The following is a 14170-nucleotide window of genomic DNA, read 5'->3' as shown; positions in this document are numbered from 1 at the left end:
CTATTATCAAATAATAGCCTTTTTATTTATCTTTCTGACACTAACAAATAACCACGACCTCTTAAGGTTTTAAACCAAGGTGAACCATCAGTACGAGGTGGTAATTTTTTACGTAGATTTGACATATGCATATCAATAGCACGATCAAATGGTGTTAATTGTTTGCCTAAGATTTCAATACTCAAAGATTCTCTTGAAAGAATTTGTCCAGGGTTTAAGACTAATTTTTGTAACAACGCAAATTCTGTTCCAGTTAACTCTAAATCTTTATCATTATAAAAAGCTTGTTGGCGTCCTGGGTAAAGGGTAATACCACAGAACATAAATTCACTACGATTATCTTTAAGTTCAACAACACCTAGAGGAGTTGACTGTTGTGTGCGGCGTAAAATTGCTTTAATTCGTGCTACCAGTTCACGATCATTAAAGGGTTTTGGAATGTAATCATCTGCACCAAGCTCTAAACCTAAAATACGATCAATATCATCGCCTCGTGCAGTCAGCATAATGACTGGAACACTAAATTCTTGACGAATTCTTTTTAGCGTTTCAACCCCATTTAACACAGGCATCATAATATCTAGCAAGACTAAATCATAACTAAGATCGAGTTTTTGTAATGCTTGTAAGCCATTATTTGCCATATCAATGTCAAAACCTTCTAGCGTCAATAATTCAGCAAGAAGCTCTATCAATTCAACATCATCATCCACTAACAAAATCTTAGGCATAGACTATCCTCAACTTTGATCAACCGAAAAAGAGCACATTCAAACAACAAAGTGCGACAAATAATTAACTATTTCCAAAATTGCCACCAGCTCTTTGGCGCAATATTTTCTGCTTGAATAATTGCATTATTAACCGCAGGCTTGTTTTCATCTGGTAAAGGTTTATCTAAATCAAAACTCGTTACCACCCCACGCTTATCAAAATTTACCAGCAATGTATGCTGTTCAGGCGTTTGATAAGCTTTTTGTTGTAAAAATACGTAATACCATTTGTCACTATTAAAAGGATCAATTAATACAGGTGTACCTAATAGATACTGCACTTGCTGAGCATTCATCCCTATCTGTAATTGATTTACCGCTGCAGCTTCTAAATAATTGCCTTGTGGCACATCAATACGATAAACGATTTTATCTACACTTGAACAAGCGGTGATACTCAATGCCAGCACAATAGCACTGATAACTGATTTAAATTGCATAGTTTTTACCTTTTTATACACTGCAAATGATGAACGATAATACCGAAACTTTGCTGGATTGCCAAATCAATTCTGTTCTTTCAACTGCCGTTGCAATTGGTCACGTAAATTTGGTGGTAATCCTTTAATTGTTAATGTATCAGTACTTTCATCCCAAAAAATACGCTGATTAATTAATTCTGCGTCGAAGCTAATAGTGACACCTTTACCAGAGCCAGAATATTTGGTTAACGATTTTAATGCCGAACGTACTGGTGGAATGCTTGGCTCTAAGCCATAATCCTGTTCACTCGCAAACTCCACAAAAGCGCGTTCGTTTAGAGTTGGCATATTGGCAGAAAGTTCCGTTAATTCAATCTCTTCTCCACAATTAATCTGCCCTTTGCAATATTCAAATACTTGCTTTTTCACGGCTTGCGCTTGTTCTTTGCTCAAATCCGCTTGCTCACAATAATCACTCACTGCTTGCAATAGACATTGATTTTGTACTTGAGGGTTCAACCCTTCATCTGCCCCTAAAAAGTCCATAAAGAAATCGCCAATTTTGCGTCCTACTCGCCCTTTAACAAAAGTCAAATAACGATTCGATTGTGCATCTAATTTTAACTCTGTCAAATTAATACGCGCTGCAATATCAAACTGTGTAATATCAAGATATTCAGTACGATGAATATCTAAATGTTCATCAACTAACATACTGGCTCGACTATCAAGTAAAGCAATAAAAAGATAATCTGTAGCTAAAAAGTTATAACGACAAAAGACTAGCGTGCCGTTGTCTGCAAATGAATATTTACTTAATTCTGTGGCTAAAAGTGCGGTCGATTTTTGACTAAACTCGAGAAATCCATTGTCATTTTCGAGTAAACGATTTAAATCTTGAGCAAAAAGGGAAGTGTCTTGAAATACACCATAGGCTTTACTTTTATTTTGATAGGCTTGATGTAGTTGCAACATCATTTGTTCTACTTCTGATGTAATTGTAAGTAGTTGTTCACGTAACAAAGTGCTTAATTTTACTGCCTCACCTTCACCGGTTCTCATCAACTGATGAAGCACAATTTCGTTCACATTTATGCTCATATTTAATCCATTATTTTGCCTTAAAAAGTTCGTCATATTATAACCGCACTTTTTTAACTATAAATAAGAAAAAATGCTGGGATATACAAAATAATCGGTTATGATATAGCACAAACTTTATTTCGTAATGCAAAATTAGAATGGCAAAAAATTCAAAATATCAAGATAAACAAGTAGATGCGATTTTAAATGACATGATCGCCGTTTTAGAAAAACATCAAGCACCTGTCGATTTATCACTCGTTGTTCTCGGTAATATGGTCACTAATTTATTAGTCAGCAGTGTTGGTACCAATCAACGCACAGCATTAGCCAAAGCCTTTTCAGATGCTCTATTACATTCAATTAGCGACAAAAAATCGTAAATATAATGTGGATTAAAGTAAGCAAACAATATCGCGAAGAAACCTCACGAAAAATTTCATGGGGTCATTGGTTTGCTTTTTTTAATATCTTATGGGCAATCGCCATCGGCACACGTTATGCCTTTATTATAGATTGGCCAGATACATTATTAGGTAAATTGTATTTTTTCATTAGCATTTTAGGTCATTTTAGTTTTGTCGTTTTTGCGCTTTATTTGCTGATTATTTTTCCACTGAGTTTTATCATCAAAAATCAGCGAACTTTCCGCGGTATTACTGTGATCCTGACCACAATTGGGGCGACACTACTATTGGTGGATACGGAAGTATTCTCCCGTTTTAATCTGCACTTATCTACCGTTGTGTGGAATTTATTAGTCAACCCAGATAACGGTGAACTATCACGTACATGGCAAATTTTCTTTGTCCCAATGCCGATTATTTTACTAGTTCAAATGGTTTTCTCGCGCTGGTCTTGGCAGAAATTACGTAGTTTAGAACGTCAAAAATGGCTTAAAGTAGTCGGTGTTTTCTTTGTCTGTACCTTTATCGCTACCCACTTAATTTATGCTTGGGCCGATGCGTTTATTTATCGCCCGATAACCATGCAGCGCTCTAACTTTCCACTCTCTTACCCAATGACCGCACGTTCATTCTTAGAGAAACATGGTTTCTTAAATAAAGAAGAATACGACCAAATTATTGAACAACAAGGTCGATTAGATGCACTAAAAGTAAACTATCCAAAACAAAAACTGAATTTTATTGCAAGCCAAACACCAAATATGGTCTTAATTACCATTTCCGGTTTACGCTATGACGCTATCACTGAAGCAAAAATGCCTCATTTGGCTCAGTTTGCAGCAAATTCAACTCAATTTACTAATCATTATAGTAGCGGTAATAGTAATAACACTGGGCTTACTGGCTTATTTTATGGTTTAAGCGCTAATTATATGGATAGCCTACTCAGTAATAAAACAGCTTCAGTCTTAGTTGAAAAATTAAAACAGGAAAACTATCAATTAGGTTTATTTTCTAGTACACAGTTTAATTCAACATTATTCCGTCAAGCCTTATTCCCGACTCTCAGCCGTTCAACGCGCAAGACTAACAATCAATCAGAAACTACGTTGTTTAAAACTTGGCTACAAACAGCAAAAACACAAAATAAGCCTTTTGCTGCCTACTTAAGTCTCGATATTCGTCCAAATTTGTCACCTGAAAACTATATACTGGAATTAGCCGAAATCGATCGTTTATTAAGCGCAATATTATCCGATATTGACTTAACCAATACTTTTGTTGCGATTACAGCTGAACACGGCTATCAATTTAATGATTTAAATAAAAAAGAACGTAATCATTATTTTGCACGTGATGAAATCCAAGTACCAATGATCATTCATTGGCACACCTTACCCGCACAACAAATAACTAAGTTAACTAGCCACATGGATTTACTGCCCGCAGTAATGAAACATATTTTTCATGCGCAAAATCCAATTTCAGACTATTCACAAGGCCGAGATTTGTTTAATTTAAACCAAGATGTAGGCTGGATTTTAGTATCTAACTATCGTTGGAATGTGATTGTTGCAGCTGATGGCACACAATACCATATTGATAAACAAGGAAATTATCAAAAATACAATCGTGATTACCAAAAAGAATCTTCTCAACGCCCACCGTTAGGATTATTCCTTGAGGTATTCAATCAAGATCGCTCGTTCATTGAAAAATAATCGAAAACTGGCTATGACCAATAGTCAAAACCAATTATATTTTTCAGGTTCAACACTTTATACTAGCGAGCAATTTTTTAGGATTTAGACATAATGTTATTAATTAAAAATCAGAGAATTTTTCATAACATTGCTAGTTATTCCATCAATCGCTTTAACGTATTGATTCCATTTCTATTTTTGATTAATCAGAAATCCTCAGCTATTGGGGATTTTTTTATCTCTACGATCCCTAACTTATCTCTCACCTTTATGCCTTCACGGAGCTATTATGAAAAACCACGTTCGTAGTTTTAAAACTTATATTAGAGATGAAATCATTAAAAAAGGGGGGTGGGTAAATGCACATGCACACGCAGATCGTGCCTTCACGATGACTCCAGAAAAAATTGGAATTTATCACACCAGTAATTTGCAACAAAAATGGGATTTAGTTGATGAAGTCAAACGTACATCCAGTGTAGATGACTATTATGCTCGTTTTTGCCAATCTATTGAATTAATGATCTCACAAGGTGTCACCGCCTTTGGTACTTTTGTTGATATCGATCCTATCTGCGAAGACCGTGCGATTATTGCTGCACACAAGGCACGTGAAGTATATAAACACGACATTACATTAAAATTTGCCAACCAAACACTAAAAGGTGTAATTGAACCAACCGCAAGACAATGGTTTGACATTGGTGCGGAAATGGTTGATATGATAGGCGGCTTACCTTATCGTGATGAATTAGATTATGGACGAGGCTTAGAAGCAATGGATATTTTATTAGATACAGCCAAATCTCGCGGTATCATGTGTCATGTCCATGTAGATCAATTCAACTCTCCTAAAGAAAAAGAAACAGAACAACTTTGTGACAAAACAATTGAACACGGTATGGAAGGACGCGTCGTTGCAATTCATGGCATTTCTATTGGCGCACATTCGAAAGATTACCGCTACCGTTTATATGAAAAAATGCGTCAAGCACAAATGATGATGATTGCGTGCCCAATGGCATGGATCGATAGTAATCGTAAAGAAGATTTAATGCCATTTCATAATGCATTAACGCCAGCAGATGAAATGATTCCAGAAGGGATTACTGTTGCAATCGGTACCGATAATATCTGTGATTATATGGTGCCATTATGCGAAGGCGATATGTGGCAAGAACTGAGCTTACTAGCCGCAGGGTGTCGCTTTCCTGATTTAGAAGCCATGGTAAATATTGCTAGTATCAATGGACGTAAAGTACTTGGTCTAGATGTGTAATTAAGCAATAATGAAAGGCTAAAGGAGCAATCCACAGATTATAACAGCTCTCATTGTAGCAATGTATTTCAGCAGCACTCAAAAAGCAAACCAATTAATCAGACATTTTCATTATCAAGGCGGACACAAGACCCGCCTCTCAATTTCCATGCTCTTGTAATGTTTACCAACCATTTGGCAGAAGATAGCTATTCGTCACCAAAACCTTCAGAAAACAGACCGCACTTTTAGTGTGATAATTAAGCTCATACAAACACATTCATACAGAGTATCTCGCCAGCACGCTAAATTGTACGCAGTACCGCTCTTTGAGAAGCATCACTTTTATTTCAAAACTTTCTAAAAATCGACCGCTCTTTTACTCACTTTCTTACAGCACAATGCCTTTTACTAGGCTAAAACAATCTCCAATAGCTCATCAAAACGACCAATACTGTAAGTCGGTATAACATTTGTCGCATTTTCGCGATTATAATGTAACCAACACGTATCCAACTGCGCGTTATGTCCACCTAAAATATCAGAATCCAGATTGTCGCCGACCATCAAAACTTGGCTGCGATCCGTGACATTCGCTAGCTCTAAACTATGTTCAAAAATACGCGAATCAGGCTTTGCGATTCCCACTTCTTCTGAAATAGTAATAAACTGAAACCAATCGGCTAACCCAGTCTTCTCTAAACGTAAACGTTGCAAGGTTGTAAATCCATTAGTAATGATGCCTAAATTGGTATGCTCTTTTAATACTGCTAAAGTTTCTACTACATGTTCAAGTGGCTTACAAATATCTGCCATCGCAATTAAATAATGATCATTTAATTCCACTGGCTTTTTATTTAAACGAGTAGCCCAACTGGCAAAACGCGTCACTTGCAATTGTTCCGCCGTAATTTCTGCATTTTGATACTGTACCCAAAGTGGTTTATTAACTCGTTGAAACTCTTCAAAATCAGTCTGTTGGAAATCAACACCATAATCAGCAAATAATTTTTGCAAACCAGCAAATGCATCGAAAGAAAATAACGTTTCATCTGCATCAAAAAAAAGCCATTGGTATTTCATTTAATCATTGCTCCATCTATTTTTATTCTAAGTTCTTGTCCATCATGGCAAGTTTTAATTAATTCAAATAACGCATGTGCTTCAGGGTATTCTTTTTTTAAATAACCTAGCCACTGCTTAATTCGTGCAACATGATAAAATCCAGTATCAAACTGATTTTCAGTATGCGCATATTGCTGCAATATTTGTTGTACTTGCGCCCATGCCATTTTAGGTTGATTGTATTTCACGACGAAACTCAAATTAGGAATACTAAGTGCGCCGCGCCCAATCATTAAATCATTACAACCCGTTATCGCTAAACAATTTTGTCCATCTTGCCAATTCCAAATCTCACCATTAGCAATTACAGGAATGCGCAGTTTTTGTCGAATTTCATTAATCTTCGCCCAATTGATTCGATCTGCACGGTAACCGTCCGCTTTAGTTCTGCCATGAATAGTCATTTCTGTTGCCCCACCCTGCTGCACTGCATCAGCAATCTCAAAAGCTTGTTCAAGACTATCCCAGCCTAAGCGAACTTTAACACTGACTGGCAAATGTTTAGGTACTGCTTGACGTAAGGCTGCTGTTGCTTGATAAATTAATTCCGGTTGCTTTAATAATGAAGCGCCACCATGGCTACCATTCACCGTTTTAGAAGGACATCCACAGTTCAAGTCAATTCCATGGGAACCCAAAACAATAGCACGTTGTGCATTTTCAGCTAACCACTTTGGATGTTGTCCTAATAACTGTACTCGAACAGGGGTACCCGAACTAGTAAAACCTTGCTGATACAACTCAGGACAAAGACGATAAAATACTTTTGCAGGCAAGAGTTGATCCACGACACGTACAAATTCAGAAATGCACAAATCATAGTGGTTTATTTCACTCAGAAGTTGGCGCACAAAAGGATCAAGTACGCCTTGCATTGGCGCTAGAATTACACGCATTGTTTGTCAGTTCTCACTAAATAAAACAACACTAACGCCGTAATAGCACCTAACATGTCAGCCAAAATATCTTTTTGCGCGTCCCAGCTATCGCCTTGCGAACCCAAAAATGCCGCGCCGGCTTCACCACCAGCAATCACAGCATACTGCCACTCAATTAATTCATAGCTTGCCGCAACGCTCATAATAAAAAACAAAGAAAAAAAGCCAGCAAGCGCTGGACTACATAATTTACGGCGTAATAGCCACTCAGCCATTGGAAAGCTATAAAATCCAATCGCGTAATGAGCAACACGATCAAAATGATTACGTTCCTCTCCTAACCAAGCTGATAAGAGGCGATTACCCCAATCAAATGGCACATGTTCAAAAGTATAATGGGCACCAATTAAATGTAAGATCATCCAAAGACTCATTAGGCAATAAGCAAGATGACTAAATTGAAAAATGCGGTAAGTCACTACAAGTAGTCCTAAAATTAACAATATTGGTAAAACTTCAGCATACCATACCGCTCTTGAGAAAGGTTCAATGCCTGACCATACCAAAATCAGCACAATGATCATTGCAAGCAAAAGTGGAAAACGATCTTTTGCTGGCAATAACATTATTTCCAACCTTTTGTTTTACAAATTAAATCATACGCGGCTTGAATTTGCTGAGTTTTTTCTTTAGCCATTTCTAACATTTCTTTTGGTAACCCTTTTGCCACTAACTTATCTGGGTGATTTTCATTCATTAAACGGCGATATGCACGTTTAACTGTTTGTTGATCATCTGTGGCAGCCACACCCAGTACTTGATAAGCATCTTCTACTGTTGGACCAGAATGTGATTGGTAACCACCATAATTTTGCTGGCTATGTTGTTGATAGCTATAACCATTTTGGTAACTTTGCTGTTGGTAGCTTCTACGAGTAAATTGACGCGCAGCAAATTCCATTGCCAACATTTGCTCAAACTGAAAACGAGATAAACCAAGTTCTTCTGCAACAACATACAAAACGTCTTTCTCGCTTTGCTCTAATTGCGCATCAGCAAACGCCGCCTGTACTTGTACATGTAAAAACATTCTCAACAAATCTGCGCGTTGTCCACAACCGAGTCGAAATTCACGAATCACTTGACGCAAAGGGAAATCAGTCCCTTTACCACGCGTAAAAGCCTCTTGAGCTAAACGGCGATTAGTCTCATCTAATTGCATTTGCTGCATTAAATGCGTTGCTAATTGAATATCGTTTTCTGTCACTCGCCCTTTTGCTTTACTTAAATGTCCTAGCACGGCAAAAGTCGTTTGCATGAAAAGCGACTGACGAGTAATTTTACTTTTAAAAAAGCTCGAATTTACCGTACCAAGCTCATACAATTTTTTATCACCCAAATGACCTAAAATCACGCCACAGATTGCGCCGAAAAAGCCACCAAACTTCCAACCGATAATCAGTCCTAAAAATTTACCAATAAAACTCATTCTTTTTCTCCAAAATAGACAAAAGTGCGGTCTGCTTTACTAAAATATTGCACAATGCTTAAAATTTTCTTAAAACAGACCGCACTTTTCGCTTATTTCACCCCATATTGTTCCCGATAAGCACGCATAGCGGGTAAATATTGTTGATACTGTGCTTCTTGTTCAATGAAGCTAATCAAATCATCAAAATCAACAATTGACAATACTTGGCATTGATAATCACGCTCAACCTCTTGAATCGCAGATAACTCGCCTTGACCTTTTTCTTTGCGGTTTAAAGCGATAAGTACCGCGCTTAATTGCGCATTATTTGCAGCAATTAATGCCATTGACTCGCGAATGGCTGTACCCGCAGTAATCACATCATCAACTAATAACACGTTACCCTGTAAAGCTGCACCAATTAAATGACCGCCTTCGCCATGATCTTTAACTTCTTTACGATTAAAACAAACGGGCTTATCAACCTGAAATTGATTAAATAGCGCAACAGATAACGTAGTTGCAATGGGAATGCCTTTATAGGCGGGACCAAAAATCACATCATAATCCAACCCATTGGCTTGAATCGCTTTGGCATAAAATTCACCTAAACGCGCTAAATCAGCGCCCGTATTAAATAAACCCGCATTAAAAAAATATGGGCTAATACGACCTGATTTCAATGTGAACTCTCCAAATTTCAATACGTGACGACTTAACGCAAATTGAATAAATTCTAATTTATAAGCTTCCACTCTCAAGTCCCTTTTATTCTGCTAGCGCTTGGCGCTGGGCAGCAAAAATCACATCACAACCTTGTTTCGCTAATCCAAGTAACGTTAAGAGTTCCTCATGGCTAAATGGTTCACCTTCTGCCGTCCCCTGTACCTCAATCATTCTGCCATCTTCCATCATGACGACATTCATATCCGTTTCCGCAGTTGAATCTTCAACATATTCCAAGTCACATACAGCTTCTCCTTCAACAATACCGACGGAAATTGCCGCCACTAACCCTTTGAGCGGGTTAGTTTTTAATGTACCATTTGCAACTAATGTATTAATCGCATCACATAAAGCAACACAAGCGCCTGTAATCGAAGCCGTACGCGTACCACCATCTGCTTGGATTACATCACAATCTAAGGTAATCGAGCGCTCACCTAACGCTGCTAAATCCACCATCGCGCGTAATGAACGTGCAATTAAACGCTGGATTTCCATAGTTCGTCCACTTTGTTTGCCTTTTGCTGCTTCACGTTGCATGCGACTATGAGTTGAGCGTGGTAACATGCCATATTCTGCGGTTACCCAGCCTTGATTCTGTCCTTTCAAAAAACGCGGAACAGACTCCTCAACCGTTGCGGTACATAATACTTTTGTATCACCAAATTCGACAAGCACCGAACCCTCAGCGTGTTTTGTGTAGTGACGAGTAATTTTAATTGGGCGGGGCTGATTATTTGCACGTGCATTTGGGCGCATAAGATATTCCTTTTTATTCGCTATTCTGATAAAAAATTCGCGCTATTTTAGCATGCAAACAAACTGACAGAAACGAAATTTACAAGTACAATAGCCAAGTTTAACAGTTCATCTTTTCGTAACACTTAAGGAATTCACATGATTTATAGTATGACCGCCTTCGCCCGTCTTGAAATAAAACAAGAGTGGGGCGATGCCATATGGGAAATTCGTTCGGTAAACCAACGTTATTTGGAAACTTTTTTTCGTTTACCTGAACAATTTCGTGGTCTTGAAAATACGTTACGTGAAAAACTGCGTCAAAAGCTCACACGTGGTAAAATTGAATGTACACTGCGGATTGATAATAAAAAACAAACTGCAACTGAACTCAATTTAAACAAAGCCTTAGCACAACAAGTTATCCAATCATTACAATGGATTAAACAACAAGCAGGTGAAGGCGAAATTAATTTAAATGATGTGTTACGCTATCCAGGGGTCGTAGAAGCACCAGAGCAAGATCTAGATCTTATTAGTCAGCAATTGTTAAGCGGCTTTGACGCTTTATTAACTGACTTTATTGCAATGCGAGCGAGAGAAGGTGAAAAAGTACAAGCGTTAATTGAACAACGCTTGACCGCTATTTCTATTGAAGCGGATAAAGTGCGGTCAAAAATGCCAGACATTTTACAATGGCAACGCGATCGTTTACTACAACGCTTTGAAGAAATTAATTTACAGGCTGAGCCTCAACGACTGGAACAAGAAATGGTTTTAGTGGCACAACGCGTAGATGTAGCAGAAGAGCTAGATCGCTTACAACTACACGTGAAAGAAACACAAACTATTTTACAAAAAGGCGGTGCAATTGGTCGTAAATTAGACTTTATGATGCAAGAGTTAAACCGTGAATCCAATACCCTTGCGTCAAAATCAATTAATACTGAAGTGACAAATTCTGCGGTAGAATTAAAAGTGTTAATTGAACAAATGCGTGAACAAATTCAAAACTTAGAGTAAGGAAAAAGGATATGACTTATTCATTATTAACTCAAATGCAAGATACTATTGCTTGCGATTTACAACAATACACTTTAATTGAAATTAAAGGTGAAGATGCGGAAAAATTCTTACAGGGTCAATTAACTTGTGATGTGAGCCAACTTGCTGAAGGGGATTCAACACTAGCAGCTCATTGTGATCCGAAAGGCAAAGTCACTTCATTATTCCGTTTAATTCGTACGGAAGCACAACATTTCTGTCTTTTAATCAAAAAACAACTGTTACCAACTACATTAGAACAGCTCAAAAAATACTCTGTCTTTTCAAAAGTGACTTTCACTGAACTGAATTGGCATATTATTGGTTTAGCTGGTCAACAGCTCATCAATGCGTGTGATGAAATTCAAGCTCAAATCCGCATCCATCTAAACAGCCAACAGCCTCGCCTATTACTGCTTCACCCAACCTCGTTAGATATCACAACTAACGCAACACATTCTGTATGGGACCTGTTAGATATTCAAGATGGTATTCCAATGTTAAGCACAGTAACACAAGGCGAATTTATTCCCCAAGCCTTAAATCTACAATGCTTAGAAAATACGATTTCCTTCCAAAAAGGTTGCTATATTGGGCAAGAAATTGTCGCACGTGCCAAATATCGTGGTGCAAATAAACGAGCGATGCTCACTTTTGTTGGCAATAGCCAAGACACGCCTGAATTAAACAGTGAAATTGAAATGCAATTAGACACTCACTGGCGTAAAACTGGTGCAATTATCAATGCAGTCAATTTCGAAGGCATATTATGGTTACAAGTCGTTATGAATAATCAGGTGGAAGCGGGAACAAAATTCAGACTCACCGAACAGACCGATTTAGCTTTGTTAACATTACCTTACGAACTCGCATAATTCATAATTCAATTTTACCTAATTAAAAAGCAGACTATTTGTCTGCCTTTTATTTAGAAACAGGAAATTATTTCGCAGTTGCTTTGCGTAATGCTTGATTCGATTTCACTTTTGCAATAATCAAACCAGCTATACAGCCTAAGATAGCGAATGGTAACCACTCCATCGAATAAGCTTTAAGCGGTAAATTGGCGACTAGCGTTGATCCCATAACAGAAAGAATCGAAATAATTGTCACAAGAACAATTGAAACACCTTTAGCTAATCTTGGTAGTGGCATGACTAAATTGACTAATAAAAGCAACATAGCAGTCATTGAAATTGGGTAAAGTACCAGTAAGACAGGAACAGATTTACTAATCACCGCATTCAAACCTTGATTTGCTAAACCAAAGCCAATTAACGTGAATAAAATCGCATAGTTACGATAAGAAACTTTTGGGAAAATACTATTAAAATAAGATGATGTCGCAACAACCAGACCAATCGCCGTCGTTAAACAAGCAAGCGTAACGATTAAGCCAAGCAGGCTTCGACCTAGCGCGCCAAAAGATTGCGTTGTCGCTTCATTTAAAATAAACACACCTAAGTTTTGACCTTTGGCGGATACTTCAGCAAGCATGCCTGTACTTAATGGCATATTATTACCAATCCAACCAATCGCAATATAAATAAAGGCAAGCGCAATAGCGGCAACAATACTTGCCAGTGTAGCCTGCTTAATAAAACTACTATTTTTATCACTTTTCGCACGAATAGCATTCATTACAACAACAGAGAAAGCAAAAGAAGCTAATACATCCATTGTTTGATAGCCTTCAATAAAGCCCGTTACCAATGGGTTGCTCATACCTGCTGCGGTATTCACATATTCACCGCCCATTAAAATAGTCGCCATGCGAACCACTAAAGCCATAATCGCCACTAAAAGTACAGGCGTTAAAATAGCACCAATGCGATCCACCATTTTAGTTGGATTCAAACTCACCCATAACGTGATACCAAAATAAACGAGAGTGAAAACGAACAATGCTATTTGATCCATTTCACCAATAAATGGAATCACTGCCATATCAAATGCCGTTGCGGCAGTACGTGGAATAGCAAAGAAAGGACCGATAGTTAAATAAATTGCACCGAGTAAGAGAATTGACATCCATGGATGAATATCTTCTAATGCTTTTTTATATCCGCCTTCATAACGCGTTGCAACTAAAATACCTAATAGTGGCAATCCCACTCCAGTTGTAACAAAACCAAGAATAGCAGGCCAAAAACCCAGACCACTTTCAAACCCTAACTTGGGCGGAAAAATTAAATTTCCTGCGCCAAAAAAAATGGCAAATAACATAAAGCCAACTACAAAGGTGTTTTTGTTCATATAAAACCTCAAAAGTAAAAAGAAATAAAATTTTTTTAATCTATACAGAATATAAAAATGTGACATTGTACTATAAAAAATCGACAGCACCTACAACAGTGTGCTAAAAAATGTACAATATTTAGACGTGTTACAATAACTACCTAACCGAATACATAGGTATAAATAGCATTTCTGTCTGATGTTAAAGCGACTTTAGCAGAAAACACCGTACAATGATTGAGTTAATTGACCCTTTGCTGTAAACTACTCTCCCGTCTTTGATTATTCATTCAATCTATTTTTC

The 14170-nt window shown here is 37.6% G+C and carries 15 protein-coding genes; 5 read left to right on the top strand and 10 right to left on the bottom strand.

What is annotated here, in order from left to right; translation table 11 throughout:
- Window positions 1–26 precede the first annotated feature (26 nt).
- From ACFSAV_RS11470 to yejK, 3 genes are all read right to left on the bottom strand, one after another.
- Window positions 27–731: a response regulator gene (locus ACFSAV_RS11470; protein WP_379099825.1), complete on the bottom strand. Its 705-nt coding sequence runs from the start codon at window positions 729–731 to the stop codon at window positions 27–29.
- A 68-nt stretch (window positions 732–799) separates the two neighbouring features.
- Entirely contained in the window at window positions 800–1213 is a 414-nt protein-coding gene (gene bamE, locus ACFSAV_RS11465) for an outer membrane protein assembly factor BamE (protein WP_379099822.1), read from the bottom strand.
- Window positions 1214–1279: 66 nt separating this feature from the next.
- A complete protein-coding gene (gene yejK / locus ACFSAV_RS11460; protein ID WP_379099819.1) occupies window positions 1280–2296 on the bottom strand; it encodes a nucleoid-associated protein YejK in 1017 nt (338 codons plus the stop codon).
- Window positions 2297–2436: 140 nt separating this feature from the next.
- Between yejK and ACFSAV_RS11455 the strand changes: the two genes are divergently transcribed.
- The 3 genes from ACFSAV_RS11455 to ACFSAV_RS11445 all read left to right on the top strand — a co-directional run bounded on the left by ACFSAV_RS11455 (window position 2437) and on the right by ACFSAV_RS11445 (window position 5667).
- Window positions 2437–2661 carry a YejL family protein gene (locus ACFSAV_RS11455; RefSeq protein WP_379099816.1) on the top strand — a complete coding sequence of 75 codons (225 nt, stop codon included), beginning with the start codon at window positions 2437–2439 and terminating at the stop codon, window positions 2659–2661.
- Between the two features lie 5 nt (window positions 2662–2666).
- Complete coding sequence (locus tag ACFSAV_RS11450) at window positions 2667–4406, top strand: DUF3413 domain-containing protein (protein WP_379099813.1); 1740 nt, start codon at window positions 2667–2669, stop codon at window positions 4404–4406.
- A gap of 271 nt (window positions 4407–4677) precedes the next feature.
- Window positions 4678–5667, top strand: coding sequence for an amidohydrolase family protein (locus ACFSAV_RS11445; protein WP_101775212.1), 990 nt, complete (start codon window positions 4678–4680; stop codon window positions 5665–5667).
- Between the two features lie 390 nt (window positions 5668–6057).
- Here the strand turns inward: ACFSAV_RS11445 and yjjG are convergent, their stop codons facing one another.
- From yjjG to rph, 6 genes are all read right to left on the bottom strand, one after another.
- Entirely contained in the window at window positions 6058–6729 is a 672-nt protein-coding gene (gene yjjG / locus ACFSAV_RS11440; protein ID WP_379099810.1) for a pyrimidine 5'-nucleotidase, read from the bottom strand.
- Complete coding sequence (dusC, locus tag ACFSAV_RS11435) at window positions 6726–7667, bottom strand: tRNA dihydrouridine(16) synthase DusC (protein ID WP_379099808.1); 942 nt, start codon at window positions 7665–7667, stop codon at window positions 6726–6728. The genes yjjG and dusC overlap by 4 nt, the downstream gene beginning before the upstream one ends.
- Window positions 7658–8275 carry a DUF2238 domain-containing protein gene (locus ACFSAV_RS11430; RefSeq protein ID WP_379099805.1) on the bottom strand — a complete coding sequence of 206 codons (618 nt, stop codon included), beginning with the start codon at window positions 8273–8275 and terminating at the stop codon, window positions 7658–7660. Before ACFSAV_RS11430 ends, dusC begins: the two co-directional genes overlap by 10 nt.
- A complete protein-coding gene (djlA, locus tag ACFSAV_RS11425; RefSeq protein WP_379099802.1) occupies window positions 8275–9138 on the bottom strand; it encodes a co-chaperone DjlA in 864 nt (287 codons plus the stop codon). Before djlA ends, ACFSAV_RS11430 begins: the two co-directional genes overlap by 1 nt.
- A 92-nt stretch (window positions 9139–9230) precedes the next feature.
- Complete coding sequence (pyrE, locus tag ACFSAV_RS11420) at window positions 9231–9875, bottom strand: orotate phosphoribosyltransferase (protein WP_101775207.1); 645 nt, start codon at window positions 9873–9875, stop codon at window positions 9231–9233.
- Window positions 9876–9888: 13 nt separating this feature from the next.
- Entirely contained in the window at window positions 9889–10605 is a 717-nt protein-coding gene (gene rph / locus ACFSAV_RS11415; protein ID WP_379099799.1) for a ribonuclease PH, read from the bottom strand.
- A gap of 138 nt (window positions 10606–10743) precedes the next feature.
- Here rph and ACFSAV_RS11410 point away from each other — a divergent pair, with 138 nt between their 5' ends.
- Together ACFSAV_RS11410 and ygfZ are read left to right on the top strand one after the other, a co-directional pair.
- Complete coding sequence (locus ACFSAV_RS11410) at window positions 10744–11607, top strand: YicC/YloC family endoribonuclease (RefSeq protein WP_379099796.1); 864 nt, start codon at window positions 10744–10746, stop codon at window positions 11605–11607.
- 11 nt (window positions 11608–11618) lie between these two features.
- On the top strand, window positions 11619–12503 hold the full coding sequence (gene ygfZ / locus ACFSAV_RS11405; RefSeq protein WP_379099793.1) for a CAF17-like 4Fe-4S cluster assembly/insertion protein YgfZ: 885 nt from the start codon (window positions 11619–11621) through the stop codon (window positions 12501–12503).
- A 67-nt stretch (window positions 12504–12570) separates the two neighbouring features.
- On the opposite strand, the gene brnQ is transcribed toward ygfZ, so the two are convergent.
- Window positions 12571–13884: a branched-chain amino acid transport system II carrier protein gene (gene brnQ / locus ACFSAV_RS11400; protein WP_101775203.1), complete on the bottom strand. Its 1314-nt coding sequence runs from the start codon at window positions 13882–13884 to the stop codon at window positions 12571–12573.
- Window positions 13885–14170: the final 286 nt, after the last annotated feature.

Source organism: Pasteurella oralis, assembly GCF_042681465.1.
GTDB classification, from domain to species: Bacteria; Pseudomonadota; Gammaproteobacteria; order Enterobacterales; family Pasteurellaceae; genus Pasteurella; species Pasteurella oralis.
This window is presented reverse-complemented; position numbering and strand designations above follow the sequence as displayed.